The organism is Streptomyces sp. NPDC026092, from assembly GCF_040638605.1.
GTDB lineage: Bacteria > Actinomycetota > Actinomycetes > Streptomycetales > Streptomycetaceae > Streptomyces.
The window spans coordinates 40,318-61,756 of sequence record NZ_JBEZYN010000006.1; the positions used below are offsets into that span (position 1 = coordinate 40,318).

General features: G+C 71.1%; 18 protein-coding genes. 9 read left to right on the forward strand and 9 right to left on the reverse strand.

Annotated elements, in window-relative coordinates:
* Positions 1-13: 13 nt before the first annotated feature.
* The gene (locus AB0F56_RS11505) at positions 14-373 is read right to left on the reverse strand and encodes an NADH-quinone oxidoreductase subunit A (protein ID WP_030494815.1); all 360 of its coding nucleotides are present in this window, start codon (positions 371-373) and stop codon (positions 14-16) included.
* A gap of 679 nt (positions 374-1,052) precedes the next feature.
* Between AB0F56_RS11505 and AB0F56_RS11510 the strand changes: the two genes are divergently transcribed.
* Entirely contained in the window at positions 1,053-1,880 is an 828-nt protein-coding gene (locus AB0F56_RS11510) for a C40 family peptidase (protein WP_362007058.1), read from the forward strand.
* An 81-nt stretch (positions 1,881-1,961) separates the two neighbouring features.
* On the opposite strand, the gene AB0F56_RS11515 is transcribed toward AB0F56_RS11510, so the two are convergent.
* Positions 1,962-2,828 (reverse strand): NAD(P)-binding domain-containing protein, encoded by an 867-nt coding sequence (locus tag AB0F56_RS11515; protein WP_362007061.1) that lies wholly within the window; start codon positions 2,826-2,828, stop codon positions 1,962-1,964.
* Between the two features lie 85 nt (positions 2,829-2,913).
* Between AB0F56_RS11515 and AB0F56_RS11520 the strand changes: the two genes are divergently transcribed.
* A complete protein-coding gene (locus AB0F56_RS11520) occupies positions 2,914-3,909 on the forward strand; it encodes a helix-turn-helix domain-containing protein (RefSeq protein ID WP_362007064.1) in 996 nt (331 codons plus the stop codon).
* Here AB0F56_RS11520 and AB0F56_RS11525 read toward each other — a convergent pair.
* From AB0F56_RS11525 to AB0F56_RS11545, 5 genes are all read right to left on the reverse strand, one after another.
* Positions 3,875-5,161: a geranylgeranyl reductase family protein gene (locus tag AB0F56_RS11525; RefSeq protein ID WP_362007066.1), complete on the reverse strand. Its 1,287-nt coding sequence runs from the start codon at positions 5,159-5,161 to the stop codon at positions 3,875-3,877. The two genes, AB0F56_RS11520 and AB0F56_RS11525, sit on opposite strands and share 35 nt — an antisense overlap.
* Before the next feature lie 83 nt (positions 5,162-5,244).
* The gene (locus AB0F56_RS11530; protein ID WP_362007069.1) at positions 5,245-5,937 is read right to left on the reverse strand and encodes a demethylmenaquinone methyltransferase; all 693 of its coding nucleotides are present in this window, start codon (positions 5,935-5,937) and stop codon (positions 5,245-5,247) included.
* A gap of 111 nt (positions 5,938-6,048) precedes the next feature.
* On the reverse strand, positions 6,049-6,648 hold the full coding sequence (locus AB0F56_RS11535) for a hypothetical protein (RefSeq protein WP_362007071.1): 600 nt from the start codon (positions 6,646-6,648) through the stop codon (positions 6,049-6,051).
* A 7-nt stretch (positions 6,649-6,655) separates the two neighbouring features.
* Complete coding sequence (gene mqnC / locus AB0F56_RS11540; protein WP_362007074.1) at positions 6,656-7,855, reverse strand: cyclic dehypoxanthinyl futalosine synthase; 1,200 nt, start codon at positions 7,853-7,855, stop codon at positions 6,656-6,658.
* 107 nt (positions 7,856-7,962) lie between these two features.
* The gene (locus AB0F56_RS11545) at positions 7,963-9,723 is read right to left on the reverse strand and encodes a serine/threonine-protein kinase (RefSeq protein WP_362007076.1); all 1,761 of its coding nucleotides are present in this window, start codon (positions 9,721-9,723) and stop codon (positions 7,963-7,965) included.
* A gap of 263 nt (positions 9,724-9,986) precedes the next feature.
* Here AB0F56_RS11545 and AB0F56_RS11550 point away from each other — a divergent pair, with 263 nt between their 5' ends.
* Positions 9,987-11,048: an alpha/beta hydrolase-fold protein gene (locus tag AB0F56_RS11550; RefSeq protein ID WP_362007079.1), complete on the forward strand. Its 1,062-nt coding sequence runs from the start codon at positions 9,987-9,989 to the stop codon at positions 11,046-11,048.
* A 33-nt stretch (positions 11,049-11,081) separates the two neighbouring features.
* On the opposite strand, the gene AB0F56_RS11555 is transcribed toward AB0F56_RS11550, so the two are convergent.
* The gene (locus AB0F56_RS11555; protein ID WP_362007082.1) at positions 11,082-11,954 is read right to left on the reverse strand and encodes a menaquinone biosynthesis protein; all 873 of its coding nucleotides are present in this window, start codon (positions 11,952-11,954) and stop codon (positions 11,082-11,084) included.
* Between the two features lie 339 nt (positions 11,955-12,293).
* Between AB0F56_RS11555 and AB0F56_RS11560 the strand changes: the two genes are divergently transcribed.
* The 6 genes from AB0F56_RS11560 (at position 12,294) to AB0F56_RS11585 (ending at position 21,107) form a co-directional block, all read left to right on the forward strand.
* Positions 12,294-12,497 (forward strand): cold-shock protein, encoded by a 204-nt coding sequence (locus AB0F56_RS11560; protein ID WP_003967102.1) that lies wholly within the window; start codon positions 12,294-12,296, stop codon positions 12,495-12,497.
* 133 nt (positions 12,498-12,630) lie between these two features.
* On the forward strand, positions 12,631-13,035 hold the full coding sequence (locus AB0F56_RS11565; RefSeq protein WP_362007085.1) for a DUF1992 domain-containing protein: 405 nt from the start codon (positions 12,631-12,633) through the stop codon (positions 13,033-13,035).
* A 1-nt stretch (position 13,036) separates the two neighbouring features.
* Entirely contained in the window at positions 13,037-13,552 is a 516-nt protein-coding gene (locus AB0F56_RS11570; RefSeq protein WP_362007086.1) for a DUF664 domain-containing protein, read from the forward strand.
* Positions 13,553-13,716: 164 nt separating this feature from the next.
* Positions 13,717-15,963 carry a VCBS repeat-containing protein gene (locus tag AB0F56_RS11575; protein ID WP_362007089.1) on the forward strand — a complete coding sequence of 749 codons (2,247 nt, stop codon included), beginning with the start codon at positions 13,717-13,719 and terminating at the stop codon, positions 15,961-15,963.
* A gap of 288 nt (positions 15,964-16,251) precedes the next feature.
* Positions 16,252-18,588 carry a VCBS repeat-containing protein gene (locus tag AB0F56_RS11580; RefSeq protein WP_362007092.1) on the forward strand — a complete coding sequence of 779 codons (2,337 nt, stop codon included), beginning with the start codon at positions 16,252-16,254 and terminating at the stop codon, positions 18,586-18,588.
* Positions 18,589-18,860: 272 nt separating this feature from the next.
* Complete coding sequence (locus AB0F56_RS11585; RefSeq protein ID WP_362007094.1) at positions 18,861-21,107, forward strand: VCBS repeat-containing protein; 2,247 nt, start codon at positions 18,861-18,863, stop codon at positions 21,105-21,107.
* Here the strand turns inward: AB0F56_RS11585 and AB0F56_RS11590 are convergent.
* Positions 21,065-21,406: an ATP-binding protein gene (locus tag AB0F56_RS11590; RefSeq protein WP_362007097.1), complete on the reverse strand. Its 342-nt coding sequence runs from the start codon at positions 21,404-21,406 to the stop codon at positions 21,065-21,067. The genes AB0F56_RS11585 and AB0F56_RS11590 overlap by 43 nt on opposite strands.
* Between the last annotated feature and the right edge of the window lie 33 nt (positions 21,407-21,439).

Genomic DNA, 21,439 nt, shown 5'->3' on the forward strand with positions numbered 1-21,439 from the left:
GCCCCTCAGCCCCTCAGTCCCATTCCAGGCCGCCGCGCCGCCACACATAGGCGTAGGCGACGAAGACGGTGAGCACGAAGAGCAGCATCTCCACGAGCCCGAAAAGCCCCAGGGCGTCGAAGGTGACGGCCCAGGGGTAGAGGAAGACGATCTCGATGTCGAAGACGATGAAGAGCATCGCCGTCAGGTAGTACTTGATGGGGAAGCGGCCGCCTCCGGCCGGAGTGGGCGTCGGTTCGATACCGCACTCGTACGCCTCAAGTTTTGCCCTGTTGTACCGCTTTGGGCCGATTAGCGTGGCCATGACCACGGAGAAGATCGCAAACCCCGCACCCAGGGCACCGAGCACGAGGATGGGCGCGTACGCATTCACGCTCCTCGCTCCTTCCAGTCGTCCTTGACCGTTGGACCGCACTACCGGGCCGCGAAGATCGCCCCCATGTGAGGCAGTTCACAAGCCTGGCTGCCCCGCATCTTATGCCCGCCCCTCTGTGATCTGCGACACGGGGTACGCCAAGGACTTTGTGATCTCCACCACCTGACGAAGGATCATGAAGTCGGATGAGCGGTGATCTTGGCACTCGAAGCACCCAGGTGATCACCAGATGTGACATCCGGACCGGAAACCCCTGGTCGGGGACGTGCCGCACTACCAAGAGGTGGCATCTACAGGCAAATTGGCGATGGACTCCGGCCGGGTGATAAAGGAGCGGCCCGTCGCCCGGTCGAGGGGTCGGCGGGAGCGAAGTGGACGTGTGCACCGATTCACGAGCCGACCGCCCGCCTCGTGGACCCGGGATGTGACCTGCACCACACTGAAAAGCCCCGGAGAAATCGGGGCTTGGCCAACGGTGTGAAGAGGTGGTAAGCGGCGGTCAATTCGGACGTTTCGCGGAAAACCCGTGATCAAGGGCCGGATGACGCATGCCCGTATTGTCCGTTACGGCGTCAATAAGGCCGCCAGATAAGCGGATTAGGTGGTTCCGAACGTAACTGTGGCGCAACCCACGTTTCTTGAAGGGAACCGTGAAGCCCTGATAGCGGTTGTACTCATGTCCCAGACCGCTCACATACCCAGCCACCGGAAGCCCCGCCGCAGCGCCTCGAAGCTCGCGCTCCGTGCCGGAGTTGCCGGTGGCGTCCTCAGCACCATCGCGGTGGCCGGTGCTGCCGGGCCGGCGAATGCCGAGCCGGTGACCGAGACCATCGAGATGCCCACGCTCGGATCCCTCGACACCGACCTGGCGAGCGCCGTCTCCGCCTCGGCCGAGGCGTCCCAGCAGGAGGCCCTGGACCTCAGCCTGCAGACGCAGGAGAGGATCGCCCTCGAGAAGGCCGCCAAGGACGCGAAGAAGGCCAAGGCCGACGCCGACCGCAAGGCCGCCGCCGAGAAGGCGGAGAAGGCCCGTGCGGAGGAGCGCGAGCGCGCCTCCCGCACCCAGACGCGCACCCAGCTCTCCGACTCGGGCTCCTCGGCGTCCTCGGACAGCGGCTCCTCGTCCAGCAGCAACACCCAGGCGCCCACCGGCTCCGCCGCCGCGATCGTGGCCTTCGCCCGCGCCCAGGTCGGCGACGCCTACGTCCGTGGCGGCACCGGCCCCAACTCGTGGGACTGCTCGGGCCTCGTCCAGGCCGCGTACCGCCAGGCCGGCATCGACCTGCCCCGGATCTCCGGCGACCAGTCGTCCATGGGCACGTCCGTCTCGCTGAGCAACCTCCAGCCGGGCGACATCCTGTACTGGGGCTCCCGCAGCGGCTCGTACCACGTGGCCATCTACGTGGGCGGCGGCAAGTACGTCGGCGCGCAGAACCCGTCGACCGGTGTCGTCGAGCGCTCCCTCGACTGGGACACCCCGTCGGGCGCGGTCCGCATCCTCTGATCAGCCCCTGATCGTCCACGCGTCGAAAAGCCGTCACTCCTCGGGGGAGTGACGGCTTTCGCGTGCACGTGACGTTTCGCCCTACCTGCCCCGGAACACCTCGATGATCCGGGCGTAGCTGTCCCCGCCGTGCCCCGCGTCGACCGCGCGCCGCATCAGCTCCAGATGCAGCTCGGGCAGCCGGTTGTCGACGCCGCGCGCCTCCGCCGCGTGCAGCAGGTGCCCGATCGCCGCCACCTGGACGTCGATCGTGGCGTCGGCCCCCGGGTACTCCCCCGCGTCGATCTGCTCGGCGTACCCCGTCATGAACCAGGAGACGGTCTTCAGCCAGCGGTTGGCGAGCGCGGTGAAGTCCTTGGCCGCGACCCCGTCCGCGCCGGCGAGGGCCGTGGCGTGCAGCCAGCCGCCGAAGACCGACCACATGAGCCCGAGCAGCCCGGCGTCGTACAGCGAGGCGAGCCCCGCGTCCTGGCCGAGGTCGACCGGGTCGCCGAGCACCTCCAGGGTCGCCCGGTGCTCGGCGAGCAGGGCGGGCGAGCCCGCGTACAGGATCATGTTGGCGCTGTCGCCGACCCCCGGCGGGGTCGTCATGATGCCGCCGTCCAGGTAGCCGATGCCGTGCTCCGCCGCCCATTCCGCCTCCCCCCGGGCCTGCTCCGGGGAGCCGCTCGTGAGGTTGACCAGGGCCCGGCCGCGGAGCGATCCGGCCACGGGGGCGAGGAGTTCGCGGACGGCCGCGTAGTCGAGGACGCAGACCACGACGAGATCGCTCGCCTCGGCCGCCTCGGCGACGGTGGCGGCGCGGGTGGCGCCCCGGGCGACGAGGGCGTCGGCCTTGCCCTCCGTACGGTTCCAGACGGTGGTGGGGTGGCCCGCGGTGAGGAAGGCGTCGGCGAGGGCGAAGCCCATCTGCCCGAGGCCGACGACGGTGACGTTCGGCTTGTTCATGACGTCCACGCTCGCAGCGGCGGAATCCGGCCGACAGTGGCAGGACCGACGATGCCCGCAAAATTCCTGCCGTAGGGTCGGCGCCATGACCACAGGGGCCGTCGCCATCGCCGTCGTACCGGACCAGCGGGTCGGCACCTCGCTCTGGGAGCTGTACGAACTCTCCATCGCCGCCACGGTCTTCGGCGTCCCCCACCCCGACCTCGCCGACCCCTGGTACACGCTGCGGCTGTGCGGGGAGGCGGGCGGCGCGGGCGTCTTCTCCGTCCGTACGGACCACGGCCTCGACGGGCTCGTCGGCGCGGACACGGTCATCGTGCCGTCCGTGCCCGAAGCCGTCGTGGACGACGGCGAGGACGTGCCGGCCGACCTCGTCGAGGCGCTGCGCGCGGCCGCCGCGTCCGGGGCGCGGATGGTCTCCCTGTGCACCGGCGCGTTCGCGCTCGCCGCCGCCGGGCTGCTCGACGGCCGCCGTGCCACCGCCCATTGGCAGCACACCGCGCAGCTCGCCGCCCGGTACCCCGAGGTGATCGTGGACGACTCGGTCCTCTACACCGACGAGGGAACGGTCCTGACGAGCGCCGGGGCCACCGCCGCGCTCGACCTCTGCCTGCACCTCGCCCGCAAGGACCTCGGCGCGACCGTCGCCGGCCAGCTCGCCCGGCGGCTGGTCGTCCCGGCCCACCGCACCGGCGGCCAGGCCCAGTTCATCGAGGCCCCGGTGCCGCCCGCCGACGGCGACAGCCTGGGACCCGTACTGCAGTGGGCGACCGAGCACCTGGCCGAGCCGCTGACCGTGGAGGGGCTCGCGCTGCGCGCCCGGATGTCACCGCGCACCTTCCACCGCCGGGTGCGGGAGGCGTACGGGACCACGCCGCTGCAGTGGCTGCTCCAGCAGCGGGTCGCGCGCGCCCAGACGCTCCTGGAGTCGACCGATCTGCCGGTGGAGCAGATCGGCGACCACAGCGGGCTCGGTACGGCGGCGAACCTGCGCCACCACTTCACCCGTACCGTCGGGGTCTCCCCGTCGGACTACCGGCGGGCGTTCAGGCCTTCGGGGCCACCTTCGAGAGACCGTTGATGATGCGGTCCATCGCGTCGCCGCCGGTCGGGTCGGTCAGGTTCGCGAGCATCTTCAGCGTGAACTTCATCAGGACCGGGTGGGACAGACCGCGCTGGGTCGCGATCTTCATGATCTTCGGGTTGCCGATGATCTTCACGAAGGCGCGGCCGAGCGTGTAGTACCCGCCGTAGGTGTCCTTGAGGATCTTCGGGTAGTTGTGCAGGGCCAGTTCGCGCTGGGCCGGGGTCGCGCGGGCGTGCGCCTGGACGATGACGTCGGCCGCGATCTGGCCGGACTCCATGGCGTACGCGATGCCCTCGCCGTTGAACGGGTTGACCAGGCCGCCCGCGTCACCGACGAGCAGCAGGCCCTTGGTGTAGTGCGGCTGGCGGTTGAAGGCCATCGGCAGCGCGGCCCCGCGGATCGGGGTCGTCATGTTCTCCGGGGTGTAGCCCCAGTCCTCCGGCATCGAGGCGCACCAGGCCTTGAGGACCTCGCGCCAGTCCAGCTCACGGAAGGCGGAGGAGGAGTTGAGGATGCCGAGGCCGACGTTGGACGTGCCGTCGCCCATGCCGAAGATCCAGCCGTAGCCGGGAAGCAGCCGGTCCTGCGGGCCGCGCCGGTCCCACAGCTCCAGCCAGGACTCCAGGTAGTCGTCGTCGTGGCGGGGACTGGTGAAGTACGTCCGTACCGCCACGCCCATCGGCCGGTCCTCGCGCCGGTGCAGGCCCATCGCGAGCGAGAGCCGGGTCGAGTTGCCGTCGGCGGCGACGACGAGCGGCGCGTGGAAGGTGACCTCGCGCTTCTCCTCGCCGAGCTTGGCGGTGACGCCGGTGATGCGGCCGGTGCGGTCGTCGATGATCGGCGCGCCGACGTTGCAGCGCTCGTACAGCCGCGCGCCGGCCTTCTGCGCCTGGCGCGCGAGCTGCTCGTCGAAGTCGTCGCGCTTGCGGACGAGTCCGTAGTCCGGGTACGAGGCGAGGTCGGGCCAGTCGAGCTGGAGCCGGACGCCGCCGCCGATGATGCGCAGGCCCTTGTTACGCAGCCAGCCGGCCTCCTCGGAGATGTCGATCCCCATGGAGACGAGCTGCTTGGTGGCACGGGGCGTGAGCCCGTCGCCGCAGACCTTCTCGCGGGGGAACGCGGTCTTCTCCAGGAGCAGGACGTCGAGTCCGGCCTTGGCGAGGTAGTACGCGGTCGTCGAACCGGCCGGGCCCGCCCCGACGACGATCACATCAGCGCTGTGCTCGGAGAGGGGCTGCTCGGTCACGGCGGGGTCTCCCGAAGGTCGAGGTGGAGGCAGTCGGTTGCAGTCTATTGGGGGCGGTTCAGGGCATCCGGGCCCGGACACCCCTACGGCTTGAAGCCCCGGTGGAGGGCGACGATGCCGCCCGAGAGGTTGCGCCAGGCGACCTTCGACCAGCCCGCCTTCCGGAGCAGGCCGGCGAGGGTCGGCTGGTCGGGCCAGGACCGGATGGACTCGGCGAGGTAGACGTACGCGTCCGGGTTGGAGGAGATCGCGCGGGCCACCGGCGGGAGGGCGCGCATCAGGTATTCCTCGTACACCGTGCGGAACGGCGCCCAGGTGGCGTGCGAGAACTCGCAGATCACGACCCGGCCGCCGGGCTTCGTCACGCGGTACAGCTCGCGCAGCGCGGCCTCGGTGTCCTGGATGTTGCGCAGCCCGAAGGAGATGGTGACGGCGTCGAACACGTCGTCGCGGAAGGGGAGGTTCATGCCGTCGCCGGCGGTGAACGGCATCCACGGGTGCTTCTTCTTGCCGACCTGGAGCATGCCGAGCGAGAAGTCGCAGGGGACGACGTACGCGCCCGCGCGGGCGAAGGGCTGCGAGGAGGTCGCGGTGCCGGCCGCGAGGTCCAGGACGCGCTGCGCGGGGCGGGCGTCGACCGCCTTGGCGACCTCCTTGCGCCAGCGCCGGTCCTGGCCGAGCGAGAGCACGTCGTTGGTGAGGTCGTAGTTCGCCGCGACGTCGTCGAACATCGAGGCGACTTCGTGCGGCTGCTTGTCCAGGGATGCGCGGGTCACTGGCGTTCGGCCTCGCAGACTCGGGTACGGCTTCGTTTGGGACGGACCGGCCCATTCTCGCAGGCGCCCCGCCCGATCCACGGGCGGGCCCGGCCCGTGCGCCGCTCGTCGTTACCGGCGGCGGTGGACCAGGCGGCCCTCGATGACCGTGGCCACGCAGGTCGAGGCTCCTCGGCGGACGAGGGTGGCCGGGTCGGGGACGTCGAAGACGGCGAAGCGGGCCGGGGCGCCCGGGGCCAGGCGCGGGAGGAGGACGAGCGGGACCGGCGAGAAGGACGGCGGGCCCGGGAGGACCTCGGGGCGCCGGCCGACGGCGAGGCCGGCCCGGCGGACCGCGTCCACGGCGGCCCGGCCGCGCAGTTCACCCGCGACGGCGACCGTGCCGTGCGCCAGCATCCGCTGCACGCCGCGCCGCGCGGAGGCGCCCCGGCGCGCGGGGTCGGCGCTGAAGATCGCCCGTGCCCGCTCCCCCGTGATCGGCTCGGTGCCGAACTCCTCGGCCTCCCGCGGGTCCGGGTGGTAGGTGCCTTCGAGCAGCTCGGGGGCGTACGGGTTCAGCAGCCCGGGCGTGAGGATGCCCGGCCAGTGCCGTACCCGTGCCTCGGGCCGGACGGCGACGAGGTCCTCGTACGGGCCGACGGCGGCGAGGCGCGCGCCGTCGACCAGGACGGCGATCTCGGGCGACGCCTCGGCGACGTGGATCGTCAGCACGGGCACATCAGTTGGCGTCCAGGAGCTTCAGCTCCGGGTGGGCCGTACCGCCCGCGATCGCGGTGGAGGAGATGTGCGAGGCGACCCGCTCGTCGACCGGGTCGTTGGCCGGGTCGTCGTGGACGACGAGGTGCTCGTACGTCGTGGAGCGCTGCGCCGGCACGCGGTCCGCCGTACGGATCATGTCGATCATCTCGCGCAGGTTGGAGCGGTGCTTGGCGCCCGCCGAGGAGACGACGTTCTCCTCCAGCATGATCGAGCCGAGGTCGTCCGCGCCGTAGTGCAGCGTCAGCTGGCCGATCTCCTTGCCCGTGGTCAGCCACGAGCCCTGGATGTGCGCGACGTTGTCGAGGAAGAGACGGGCGATCGCGATCATCCGCAGGTACTCGAAGAGCGTGGCCTGCGTCTGGCCGCGCAGCTTGTTGTTCTGCGGCTGGTACGTGTACGGGATGAAGGCCCGGAAGCCACCCGTCCGGTCCTGCGTGTCACGGATCATCCGCAGGTGCTCGATCCGCTCGGCGTTCGTCTCGCCCGTGCCCATCAGCATCGTGGACGTCGACTCGACACCGAGCTTGTGCGCGATCTCCATGATCTCCAGCCACCGCTCGCCGCTCTCCTTGAGCGGGGCGATCGCCTTGCGCGGCCGCTCCGGGAGCAGCTCGGCGCCGGCGCCCGCGAAGGAGTCGAGACCGGCGGCGTGGATCCGGGTGATCGCCTCCTCGACGGAGACGCCGGAGATCCGGGCCATGTGCTCGACCTCGGACGCGCCGAGGGAGTGGATGACCAGCTGCGGGAAGTCCTTCTTGATGGCCGCGAAGTGCTTCTCGTAGTACTCGACGCCGAAGTCCGGGTGGTGCCCGCCCTGGAACATGATCTGCGTGCCGCCGAGCTCCACTGTCTCCGCGCAGCGGCGCAGGATGTCGTCGAGGTCGCGGGTCCAGCCCTTGGCGGTGTCCTTGGGCGGCGCGTAGAAGGCGCAGAACTTGCACGCCGTCACGCAGACGTTCGTGTAGTTGATGTTCCGCTCGATGATGTACGTCGCGATGTGCTCGGTCCCCGCGTACCGGCGGCGGCGCACCGCGTCGGCCGCCGCGCCCAGCGCGTGCAGCGGCGCGGAGCGGTAGAGGTCGAGCGCCTCCTCGGGGGTGATCCGGCCGCCCTCGGCGGCGCGGTCGAGCACGGACTGGAGGTCGGCCTTCTCGGTCACCGGGTGCGTCCCTTTCGGAGGGGTTCTAGGGCCTGTCCGACCCTGATCCGCCGGACAGGCCCTAGGGCTGCTTCTTGGCGGGCCGAACCAGCCTACGCCAGCACTTCTCAGGACTTCCGCAGGGTGCCGGTCGGTCGGCCTGCGGCCTCCTCGTCGGAGCGGTAGGCCAGGGTCCCGTCGGCGCCGAGGGTGAGCGTGAAGGAGGACGTGCCGGTGGTGCAGAGGCCCTCGGTGCCGGGGCGGTCGGGGTCGGTGCGGTCGGCGATCTTGAGTTCGGCGGCCGTGGCGGAGCTGAGTCTGCCGATGCCGTGGCAGCTGACGGTGGTGCCCAGGAGGCTGATGGTGTGGCTGGTACGGACGATGTCCTCGCCGGTACGCCCCTTGGTCACGACGGCGGTGAAGTCGCCGTGCGGGGAGCCGTTGCGCTCGGTGGTGGGCCCGGTCCAGGTACCGAGGAAGGCGGCCGGGACGGAGGCCACGGGGGACGCGTCGGTGGGGGTGGGGCTGGGACTGGGGGTGCGGCTCTCCGTGGGGTTCGTCGGGGCCTTGGTCGTCGGTTCCGTCGCCGCCGGGGGCTTCGAGCTGGTCCCGGTCCCGCCGTTCCTGCCCGCGTCGTCGCCCCTGGTGCCGCCGGGCAGCAGGTCGTAGAGGAACCCGGCCCCGAGCGTCACGGCCGCGAGTGCGCCCGCGACGGCGAGAGCGAGCGTGCAGCTCACCCGCCGCCCCGCCACGGCGAAGGTCGCCCGCCGCTCGCCGGGGGCGGTGGGTACGGCGTCGGCCGGGTGGCCTGTGGCAGGCGTGGCCGGTGTGGCGGGTGTGACCGGCGGGGGGCCGTAGACGCCGTGGTGCGGCGGCGGGGTGGTCGGAGGGCCGAAGACGCCCGACGGCGGGCCGGTCAGGCCCCCGTCCACGGAGGGGGCGGTGAACGGCACCGGGCCCGACGGGTGCTCGGGGGCGGGCGCTTCGTCGAGGGCCGCGTCGATGTCCAGGAGGCGTACGGCGGTTCGGCTGATCTCCTCCAGGAGGCGGGGCGGCAGCCAGCCGGACGCCACCAGGGCCGCCGCCCCGGCCGGGGCGAGCGCGGCGGCGAGGGCGGTCGGGGTCGGGCGGTCCTCCGGGGTCTTCGCGAGACACGCCGTCACCAGGTCGCGCAGCTCCCCCGAGAGCGCGCCCAGTTCGGGCTCCTCGTGGACCACCTTGTAGAGCAGGGCCGCCGAGGTGTCGCCGGGGAAGGGCGGGGCGCCGTTCGCCGCGAACGCCAGGACGGCGCCGAGCGAGAAGACGTCGGACGCACCGGTCGCGCCGTGGCCCAGGATCTGCTCGGGCGCCATGTAGCCGGGCGAGCCGATGGAGACCCCGCTCGCGGTGAGCGAGGCCGTGCCGTCGGTGGCCCGCGCGATGCCGAAGTCGATGAGGCGGGGGCCCTCCAGGGTGGCGAGCACGTTGGACGGCTTCACGTCCCGGTGGACGAGGCCGAGCCCGTGCACGCCCGCGAGCGCCTCGGCGAGGCCGGCGCCCAGGGCCCGTACCGAGTGCTCGGGCAGCGGCCCGGCCGTCTCCACGGCGCGGGTGAGCGTCGGCCCGGCGACGTACCCGGTCGCGACCCACGGGACGGGCGCGTCGGGGTCCGCGTCCAGGACGGGCGCCGTCCACCGGCCGCCGACCCGGCGTGCGGCCGCCACCTCGCGCCGGAACCGCTCCCGGAACTGCTCGTCCAGGGCGAAGTGCGGGTGCACGATCTTGACGGCGACGGTCCTGCCGCCCTCCGTACGGGCCAGATAGACGCGCCCCATCCCGCCGGCACCGAGCCGGCCGAGGATCCGGTACGCGCCGATGGTCCTGGGCTCCCCCGCGTCGAGCGGCTGCATGTCTCCCCCTAGATGGCCGTACCTCTGATGGCCGTACCCCGATGCGGAGCCCGAACCGCGGGCCGAGCCGTTGGCCGAAGCGTGAGCCGAGCCGCGGGCCGAGCCGTTGGCCGAGCCATGGGTTGAACCATGGGCCGAGCCGTGGGCCGGATCACCACGATTCGGAACGGTACCCAGCCAACCGATCGCCCACCACGCCCCTCCTCCCTTCCGTAGCCCGTTCCGTAATCGACCTTCGCGTCCGAAACATCCGGAGTCGCCCTATGAACCGCCTCCCCAGGTTCCTCGCCACCGCCCTCGCTCTCGGCACCGCGGCCGCCCTGGTGACCGGCTGCTCCGACGAGGGCGCGCCACTCACGTTCGACACCCCCACGGGTGACACGAACACGAGCCAACAGGCGAAGGACCCAGGCCGGGGCGCGGGCAAGGACGGCGCGGGCAAGGGCACCGGCGGCGGGCCCGAAACGGTTCTCCCCACCGGCCCCAAGGCGAGTTTCACGACGGCCAACACCCTGGACGACGGCACCAAGATCGGCGTCACCACGCTCTCCGGCGCGAAGTCCGGTTTCACGGGCAAGGTGTGGGTGTGGGCGCCGAAGCAGTATTTCGACCCGAAGTACGCGAAGAGCGGCTTCCCGGTCCTCGTGGCGCTGCCGGGCGGAAACGGCTACCCGATGAATTACTGGATGGGCACGGACCTCAAACTCCAGTCGAGCATCAGCTCGTGGTCGCAGGAGGGAAAGAGCCTTCCGTTCATTGTGGTGATGCCTGTGCTCAACCCGGACGACAAGTACTACTACGACGGAAGCGATATTCCGGGGCAGCCGAAAATGGGCACCTGGCTCACGGAGGACGTCCCCGATTTCGTCCGGGCGAATTTCCGTACGTTCGCGTCCCGTGACGGCTGGGCATTCATGGGCTCGTCCTCGGGCGGCTTCGCCGGACTCAAGGCCGTGCTGCAGCGCCCGGACCGGTTCAAGGCCGTGATCGCCTCCGGCCCCGACACGGTGCCCGACTCGCCGCTGTGGGCGGGGCACGAGGCGGCGCGGCAGGCGAACAACCCGGAGAAGCTGGCCAAGGCGCTCGGCACGAAGCCGGACACCGAGAAGAACCGGGTCTACCTCGCCTTCCAGATCGGAACGAAGGAGTCCGGCCTGGGCAGCCTGAAGAAGTTCGTGAAGGACTACACGAAGGGCCCGGTGAAGACCCGGCTCCAGGTCATCCAGGACGGCACGCACAACGCGAAGACGTACGTCCGGGGCATGGGGGACGGCTCGATCGCCTGGATCAGCGAGCAGATGCAGGGCCCGGTCCCGTCCCCCTGACGCGCACGCAGCCGCTTGAGTCCCGGTGGGCGCTCAGTCTCGATGGGCGCCGAGCAGCTCCACGCGTACGTCCGCCGGGAAGCCGGTCGTCGGACCGGTCCTGCGGGCGAACTCACGTACCCCCGCCAGCTGCTCCGGGCCGAACCGGAAGTCCAGGGTCCGGAAGTACCGCTCGAGCAGCTCGGCGTCGAAGGACTCCCAGCGCGCCGCCTGCTCCGCGACCTTGGTGACCTCGACGAGCGACAGGTCCCGCGAGGCGAGGAACGCCTCGTGGACCTCGCGCACGGTCTCCGGCTCGCGGACCAGGAAGTCCTTGCGCGCCGCCCAGACCGCGAAGACGAACGGCAGGCCCGTCCAGTCCTTCCACATCAGCCCCAGGTCGTGGACCTGGAGCCCGAGGCGCGGGGCGTCGTGCAGGGAGGCCCGCAGGGCCGCGTCGCCGATGAGCACGGCCGCGTCGGCCTCCTGCATCATCAGCCCGAGGTCGGGCGGGCACGTGTAGTAGTCGGGCTGGACGCCGTACTGCTCGGCGAGCAGCAGCTGGGCGAGCCGTACAGAGGTACGGGAGGTGGAGCCGAGGGCCACCCGCGCCCCGTCTAGCCGCTCCAGCGGCCCCTGGGAGACGATCACGCAGGACATCACGGGCCCGTCGCAGCCCACGGCGATGTCGGGCAGGGCGACGAGCTCGTCGGCGTGGCGGAGGTACTCGACGAGGGTGATGGGCCCGATGTCGAGGTCGCCGCGCACGAGCCGCTCGCTGAGCTTCTCCGGGGTGTCCTTGGTCAGCTCCAGGTCGAGGAGCGTTCCCGTGCGGGCCAGGCCCCAGTAGAGGGGCAGACAGTTCAGGAACTGGATGTGTCCGACGCGGGGCCGGCTGCGCTGGTGGTCGTCGGTTGCATTGTCCACATCGCGAGGCTAGACCCGTCCCGTACGGTGGACATCGCCGGGGCGCGCGTGGCGCCGAAGGTCGGCGCGCGTGGCCCTGAACGTCAGCGCGCGTGGGCCCTGAACGTCGGCACGTCAGGGCTCCGAACGTCAGCACGTCAGAAGGTCGTCAAACGTGTGGGTGACGTGATCTTTCCCTCTAGTGCGTCGCAGACCCTGCGTGCTACGCTCATCGCAAGTTGCAGTTTGGTTTCCCTTGCAGTACAGAGCCTGCGGAGCATGTGACCCGCAGGCTTTTGTAGTTTTCAGACTTGTTTGCAGGTTCTGGAGCAGGGCAACCCTTTGGCCCAAGGAGGGCTTATGGCTACCGGAACCGTCAAGTGGTTCAACGCTGAAAAGGGCTTCGGCTTCATCGCCCAGGACGGCGGCGGCCCGGATGTCTTCGTCCACTACTCCGCGATCAACGCGTCCGGGTTCCGCTCCCTCGAGGAGAACCAGGTCGTGAACTTCGACGTCACGCAGGGTCCGAAGGGCCCGCAGGCGGAGAACGTCACCCCGGCCTAAGTTGCCCGGGTCGGCGATCGCGCACGGCTAGAGAAGTACCCAAGGAGCCCCGCTCCGTGCCTTCGGGCACGAGCGGGGCTCCTGCCTTTGGTCCGGACCGCCTTTTACTCCGTGCGGCTTTTAGTCTGGTCGTATGACCGAACGGAAACCGCCCGGAGTCAGCTTCGAGTCGTTCGTGGACAAGCAGATCCGCGAGGCCGCCGAGCGCGGCGAGTTCCGGAAGCTGGCCGGCTTCGGCAGACCCCTGGCCGACGACACCGCGCCGTACGACGAGCTGTGGTGGATCAAGCAGAAGATGCACCGCGAGGGCGCGTCGGTCCTCCCACCGGCGCTGGCGCTCCGCAAGGATGCCGAGGACGCGCGGGAGGCGATCGACGAGGCCGTCTCGGAGACGCAGGTGCGGCGGATCCTCGGCGAGATCAACACCAGGATCGCGGAGGCCCTCCACCGCCCGCCCCCGGGCCCGCCGCTGAACCTGAAGCCGTTCGACGTGGAGACGGTGGTGGCGGAATGGCGAGCCGGACGAGGAGCTGGGTGACATGAGAAGCGCCGACCTGCTCGTGGACGCGTTCGGTCGCGTCCAGGAGGCCGTGCACGGGGCCGTCGAGGGGCTGTCGGAGGAGGAGTTGGCGGCCAGGGTCGACGAGGACGCGAACTCGATCGCCTGGCTGGTCTGGCACCTCACCCGGATCCAGGACGACCACATCGCGGGCGTGTTCGAGACCGAGCAGGTCTGGACGGCCGACGGCTGGAAGACCCGCTTCGGGCTCCCCTTCTCCGCCCGCGCCACCGGCTACGGCCACTCCAGCACCCAGGTCGCCGCCGTCCGCGCCCCGGCGGACCTCCTGCTCGGCTACTACGACGCCGTGCACACCCGAAGCCTGGACCACCTCGCCACCCTGACCGACACGGACCTCGACCGCGTCGTGGACGACGCCTGGGACCCACCGGTCACCCTCGGCGTCCGCCTGGTGAGCGTGATCGCGGAGGACAACCAGCACGCGGGGCAGGCGGCGTACGTACGGGGGTTGGTGGAGCGGGGGGCGGGGGTGTGACGTGACGCCTGCCCCGTTCCGGGCGCGAGCCGATCACCGTGCACTCCGACTCTGAGCGCGCCCGAAGACTCTGAGGGTGCCTACAACCTTTCCTCCTCCTCATCAGTCCCACCCGTCACGCGGCCCACCGCGCCTGGTCGGACTCCGAGGAGAATCACACCTTGATGCACGCACGCCCCTCCGCCCGTCGCCGGCTGGTCGCGGCCGTCACCACCGTTCTGGCCGTGACCGTCGGCGCGACCGCCTTCACCGGTCCGGCGACCGCCACCCCTGCCACCGAAGGCACGACGGTGGGCAGGACGGACGCGCAGGACGTCATCGCGTTCCCGCGCGGCGACAAGATCTTCGGGGCCACCTCCTCGGGCTTCCTGACCTCCAACTTCCCCAAGGAGGGCACGCTCGTCGAGCGACGCTGGGTACCGGTGGACGGATCCGCTCCGCAGAGCCTGTCGTCGAGCGACCCCCTCCAGGGCACCGGATCGGGAAACCTCGTGGGCACGCGGGTGGGCTCCGACGCGAAACTCCTGGACATCTCCACCGGCCGGGAAGTCACGCGCGTGTTCCTCGGCCCGCGCGAGACGCTCGCCCAGTACGTCGGTGCGGCCGGCGAGGCCCTCTTCACCACCTCGCAGAACGCGACCGGGGGCAGAGACCTCCACATGCACCGGTCCGCCGGACAGACCCTGGTGACGGGCCTCCCCGCCGGGGCGGCGGGCATGTCCGTCAGGGCCGGCACCCCCGACCACGGCCTGCTGACCTACTCCACCGGCACGGGGGCGGAGGCCAAGCGGTTCCTGGGCCTCGTCGACGTGTCCACCGGCGTGGTGACGGAGACCTACGCCCTCCCCTCGGCGGCCGCGAACGGGGACATCGCCGTCTCCGCGACGCACGTGGCCTGGGTAGAGACCACCCCCACGGACCGGGCGGTGGTGGTCGTCCTCGCCCGCTCCACTGGCCTGGACCAGCGCTTCCCCCTCGACGACGGGTGGGCGGGCAACATCGAGGTGGGCCTGGTCGGCGACTGGGTGACGTACGGAGAGCGGGGCGCGCTCGCGAACGGCGCCCCTGGCCCCACCAACGCGCTGACCGCCCGGAGCCTCGGCGACGGGAAGACCACCGTCAAGCTCCTCGACCACCTGACGTCGGCCGCCGCCGCGCCCGACGGCACGCAGGCCGTGCGCGGCGGAACGATCGCCCAGGGCGAAGGCGTCTACCGGATCGCGCCCGGCTCCGACGGCGTCCCGACCGCGACCCTCGTGGCGAGCACCGGCGAACCGACCAGGCTCGCGCTCCTCAGCCACAACGTCCCGAGCACGATCGACCTCGACGCCAACGGCGGCCGGGTTCCGCTCGCTTGGAACCTCTCCCGGGGCCACGCCGAGGTGCAGGTCACGCTGCGCCACACCCGGACCGGGAAGGCGAGCGTCGCGTACCTCTACGACGAGCCGGACTCGCCGTCGTACGGGTTCGACTGGGACGGCGCCCTCGACTGGCGCAGCGCCTACAACGGCGACTACACCTGGCAGCTCAGTGCCAAGCCGCTCAACGGCATCGGCCCGGACCTGACCGCTTCCGGCACCTTCAAGGTCGTCCGGAAGCCCGCACCGCACGACTACGACGACAACGGCTCGCCGGACGTCCTCCTGCGGGACGCGTCGGGCCGGCTGATCCGCGTCGACAGCTACTACGCCCCGGGCGTCAACATCACCGGCCAGCTGCTGGAGGCGGAGAAGAAGGTCATCGGCTCGGGCTGGAACATCTACGACCAGATCGAGGCCGCGGGCAACGTCGCCGGTGCCCCCGCCGGGGACCTCGTCGCCCGCGACAAGGCCGGAGTCCTCTGGCTCTACCTCGGCAAGGGCGATGGCACCTTCGCCACCCGTACGAGGGTCGGCTCCGGCTGGCAGATCTACGACAAGATCACCGCCGGCTCCGACCTGAACAACGACGGGAAGGCCGACCTTCTCGCCACCGACACCGCCGGCGGGCTCTACCTCTACAAGGGCACCGGTGACTGGCGCGCGCCGTACTCCGCCCGGGTGAAGGTCGGCCAAGGCTGGAGCATCTACAACCAGATCACGGCCGTCGGCAACTTCGCCGGCGCCCCGGCCGGGGATCTTGTCGCCCGCGACAGGAACGGCGTCCTCTGGAGCTACCTCGGCAAGGGCGACGGCACCTTCACCGCTCGCACGAAGATCGGCGGCGGCTGGAACACGTACAGCCACCTCGTCGGCGTCGGCGACGCGAACCGCGACGGCCGCAACGACCTGTACGCGTACACCCCGGGCGACCTCTACAGCATCGGCACCGGATACCTCTACAAGGGCACCGGCAGCTGGAGCGCCCCCTTCCGGGGGCGGGAAGTGACCGCCGTGGACGGCGCATTGACGCAGAGCCCCACTGTCTCCTGACCCACACCCACCGATGCGGCCGGGCATGGCGTGACGCCTGGCCGCCCACTCAAGGAACGCGTCTTGTCCCTCACGCGTACGGCGCCGACGGCGCGTTCCTGTACAAGGGCACCGGCGACTGGCGGGCACCCTTCACCGGGCGCGCGTACGCGAACGTGGCCGACGCCGCCCCGCGGTACAACCACCTGGCGTGACCCCGGCCGAACAGACGTACAACCCTCCCCCGCGATCAAGAGTCTCACCGGGTGTGGCGCATGGTGCGCCCGGTGACTCTGGGGGACTTCCGTCGTGATCCACAATCGAGTGCCGCGCCGCCGGCTCGCCGCTGCCGTGACCGTCGTCCTCGCCCTCACCGCCGGTACGGCCATGGTGGCGGCGCCCGCGACCGCCGCGGCTCCGGCCGTGGCCCCGACGGGTGTCGCCCCGGCGGGTGTTGCCCCGACGGGTGTCGCCCCGGCGGGTGTCGCCCCGGCGGGTGTTGCCGCACCCGCCGATGCCACGGACGGTGTCCTCGCCATCCCTCGGACGTACGAGATCCTCGGAGCCGGTCCGACCGGGTTCCTCTCCTCCGAGCGCAGGGCCGACGGCACGGTCGTCCACCACTGGACGAGCACCACGACCGGCGTCACCACGGAGCTGCCGCGGCAGAGCACCGACGGGTACCGCGCCGGGGGGTCCGACACGGTCGTGGCGAAGGAGCCCCTCAAGACCCGCTACCTGCTGCACGACATGTCGTCGCCGGGCGACGCTCCCGTGGTCGTCGAGCAGCCGGACAGCCGCCTCCTGTGGCGGGGTGTGGTCGGCAGGACCCTGGTCTTCTCCTCCTTCGACGAGGCCTCCCGTACGGGCGTGCTCCGCCTCGTCGGCGAGGGCAACCAGGAGGGCCACGACCGGCGGGTGACGGGTCTTCCGGAGAACGCCCGGGTGCTCAGGGTGGAGGCCGCGTCGGCCTCCACCCTGCTCGTCCGCTACACGACGAACGACGCCGGGACCGTCGTGCAGCACCTCGCCGTCGTGGACGTCGCGACCGCCGCGGTCGTCGACGATCGGGTGACGGGCAACGCCGTGCACTCCGTGGACTTCGCCGCGTCCGGTCCTCGATGGGCCTGGATCGAGAGCCCGACCACCATGACCGCCAAGCTGATGTACGCCGATCGCGGTGGGAACGGCAGTGCCCCGGCCACAGAGGCCGTCGACCTGGGCGCGGGCGGGCGAACCCATCTCGGCGTTCTCGGCGCCGACTGGCTGACGTACGCCCTGCCGGGCGGTGACATCACCGTCGAACCGAGCCCGCACCACGCCCTGACCGCGTTCCACGTCACCGACGGGACCAAGGTCGAGCTGCTCGACCACGCCACCTCCTCCGTCTCCGCTCCGGACGGCAGCCTGCTCGTGCGCGGCGGCACGGTCGCCCGGGGCGAGGGGGTCTACCGGGTGGCGCTCGGGGCGGACGGGAAGCCCGCCGCCACGCTCGTCGCGAGCACCGGTCGGCCCACCGCGCTCGCGGTGGTCGGCAAGGACGTTCCGGCGGTCGTCGACCTCGACCAGAACCTCGGCCGCGCGACGCTCGGCTGGACGCTGTCCCGGACCAACGCCAAGGGGTCCGTGACCCTGCGCCATGTCGGCACGGGCCGGACCGCGCGGCTCGACTTCGACGGCGGGACGAACCTCGGCGACCTCCCCGTCACCATGGACTGGGACGGGATGGTCGAAACCGAGGACGACCGCGGCGCGTTCGCACCCAGCGGCGACTACACCTGGGAGCTCACCGCCACCCCGCGCAACGGCGTCGGCCCGGACCTCAAGGAGACCGGCACGTTCAAGGTCACCCGCAAGGCGGGCGCGCACGACTACACCGACAACAGCACCCCGGACCTGCTGTCCCGCGACGCCTCGGGCGTGCTGTGGCGCGACGACACCGCCAAGGTGGCGTCCTCGTCGGAGATGTACTCGACCGAGCGGGTACGGCTCGGCGGCGGCTGGCAGATCTACAACCAGCTGGAGGCCGTCGGCAACATCGCCGGAGCCGGCGCGGCCGACCTGGTCGCCCGCGACGCGGCCGGTGTCCTCTGGCTGTACCAGGGCAAGGGCGACGGCGCCTTCACCCCCCGTACGAAGATCGGCGGGGGCTGGAACACGTACACCCACCTCACCGGCGGCAGCGACCTCGACGGGGACGGGAAGTCCGACCTGCTCGGCATCGACACCACCGGCGCCCTGTGGTTCTACAAGGGCACGGGGAACGCGGGCGCGCCCTTCGGCGGCCGCACCAAGGTCGGCGGCGGCTGGGACATCTACAACCAGATCACCGCCACCGGCGACGTCGCCGGTTCGGCCCGGGGCGACCTCGTGGCCCGCGACAAGGCCGGCGTCCTCTGGCTGTACCAGGGCTCCGGCCCCGGCGCGTTCTCCACGCGGGTGCGGCTCGGCGCGGGCTGGAACACGTTCACCCAGCTCGTCGGCGTCGGCGACGCCGACCGCGACGGCCGCGCCGACCTCTACGCCGTCGGCGCGGGCGGCTCGTTCCTCTACCCGGGCACGGGCAGCGCGAGCACCCCGTTCGGTCCGCGCGTCGCCAACTCGGTGAACGTGAACGCCCACCGGTTCAACCACACGGTGTTCTAGCAACACCTTGTTCCAGGAACCCGGTCGTCCGGCAGGACGGTGTTCCAGCAGGACGACGAACGGCTCGGGCCGGCCACGCGAAGACCGACGAATCCTCGCGCGGTCGGCCCGACCGACCAACCCCCACCGGAATCTCCACTGCCGGTGCGCGGTCGGCCCGACCGACCCCCACTGGAATCTCCACTTCCGGTACAACCCTTCACCCACCTCACGGGTCCCACCCGCAACGGCGGATCACCGCCGCACCTGTACTTTCTGGGGGAGGGACCCCTTTGATCCACGTTCGTACGCCCCGTCGACGTCTCGCCGCCGCCGTCACGGCCGTACTCGCCGTCACGGCAGCGGGTCTGGCCACTCCGGCCATGGCGACGACACCCCTGCCCGACGCCGGCACGACGGCGACCGCTACTGCGGCGGAGGACGGCGTCATCTCGTTCCCGAGCGGAGCGGCCTCCGTCGTCACCTCCGGCCGGCACGGCTTCCTGAGCTCCGAAACCGGCGCCACGGGCACGGTGCACCGATGGACGCGGTACGCGGACGGCGTCACGACGGTGCTGCCCGAGGGCTCCTACACCGGCAGTGTCCAAACAGACTTCGTCGTCAAGACGGAGGGACGTACCTACAAGCTGTACGACATGGCGACGGGCGCCGACCCGATCCAGATCGACGCCAGTGGCCCCCGGGAGTCCTACCAGCTCGGCAGGGTGGCGGGGTCCACCCTCGTCATGACGGCCGCCAACGCGACCGGCGGCAAAGACATCCACCTGGTCGGCAGGGCGGACGACACCATCATCGACCGCAAGGTTCCCGGGCTGCCCGCGAACACCGTGATCCACCGTCTCGACCAGGCGTCCGCCGACACGGTGATCGTCCTGTACTCGGGAACCGTGGCGGGGGTGCACAAGAACCGAGTGGCCATGGTGGACATCGCCACCGGCACGATCGTCGAGGACCGCGACGTGCTCACGGTCGACTGGCTCTCCGACACCACCTCGTCGGCAACCCACCTTGCCTGGGTCGAGAAGCCGACCACGAACGCCCTCACCCTCGCGGTGGCCCGGCGGGGGGCCGCCGAGTCCGAGCGCATCCCCCTCGGCTACGGACAACGCCTCCGGATCGAGCTGCTGGGCGACTGGGTGACGTACGGGCAGCCGGGGGGCCTCACCGCCAACTTCAGCGATCCTCTCTTCGCGCTGACCGCTCGTTCCCTGGAAACCGGGGAAACCGTCCGCCTCCTGGACCACCTGACGTCCTCCACCACCACGCCCGACGGGGGGCAGCTCGTGCGGGGCGGCACGGTCGCCCAGGGCGAGGGTTTCTACCGGATCGCCCCCGGCCAGGACGGAGGCCCCCCGGTCGCCGAGCTCGTGGCAAGCACCGGTGAGCAGACGGTCCTCACGCTGAAGGACGAGGCCGACCTCCCAAGTGGCGTGATCGACTTCGATCGCACCCGCGCCCTGCAGCCGACCTGGACCTTCAGCCACCACAATGCCTACGTGAGCCTGACGGTGGAGCACATCGCCTCCGGGCAGAAGGGGAGCGCCTCCAACCAGCCGCGCGCGAACGACGAGCCCTTCGTGCTCGCCTGGAACGGGTGGCTCACCAACCAAACCGCTGCCTACAACGGTGAGTACACCTGGCGGATGCGGGCGCAACCCGCCAACGGCATCGGGCCTGCGATCGAGCGATCCGGCACGTTCACGCTGGTCCGCACCCCGAAGCCGCACGACTTCAACGACAACGGCTCCCCCGACCTGCTCGTACGCGAGGGCACGGGACGCCTGCTCACCTACGAAGGCGGGCAGATCCTGAACGATGGAGCCATGCTCCGCGATCCGGAACCGGCGACAATCGGTACCGGGTGGAACACATACGACCGGGTCACGGCACCGGGGAACATCGCCGGCTCCGTCCACGCCGACGTCCTCGGCCGGGACCGGACAGGCACTCTGTGGCTCCACACGGGCAACGGCAAGGGTCTGGCGCCCCGCACGAAGATCGGCGGCGGCTGGGAGACGTACGACAAGATCACCGGCGGCAGCGACCTGACCGGCGACGGCCGCCCCGACCTGGTCGCCGCCGACAAGACCGGTGCCCTGTGGTTCTACAAGGCCACGGGGGACGCGAGCGCGCCCTTCGCGCCGCGCAAGAAGGTCGGCGGAGGCTGGGGGATCTACAACCAACTCACCGCCGTGGGCAACATCGCCGGCGCTCCGGCGGGTGACCTCGTCGCCCGCGACAAGGACGGCGTCCTCTGGCTCTACCTCGGCAAGGGGGACGGAACCTTCGCAGCCCGTACGAAGATCGGCGGAGGCTGGAACCAGTACACCCACGTCGCCGGAATCGGCGACACGAACAACGACGGCCGACCGGACCTGGTCGCCTACAACGCTACGAGCGGCGACTACGCCAGGAGCCTGTACATCTACCAGAGCACGGGAGAATGGCGTGCACCGTTCAAGCCTCGTGACTCGAACTACAACCCGGGACTGGGCGAGGGTTCCCTCACCCTGTTCTGACGTGACGTCGGTGACGTCGGCACGGTCGCCCAGACCGTCTTGCCGACGCAGCGGTCCTTGACGCCCCAGGCACTGGTGAGGGCGGATACGAGCAACAGCCCGTATCCGCCCTCGTCGGGTCTACGGACCGGCGAGGGCCGCCGCTCGCCCCGGGCGTCGGACAGCTCGATCCGTACGTGGTCGTCATCCCGCGCCATCCGCACCTCGAAGTCCCGACCGGGCACCCGGCCATGGCGGACGGCGTTGGTGGCGAGCTCGGCGACGACCAGTTCGGCCGCGTCGTCGTGGAGCTGCTGCACGGCGAGTAACCGCGCGAGACGTGCGCCCCGGCG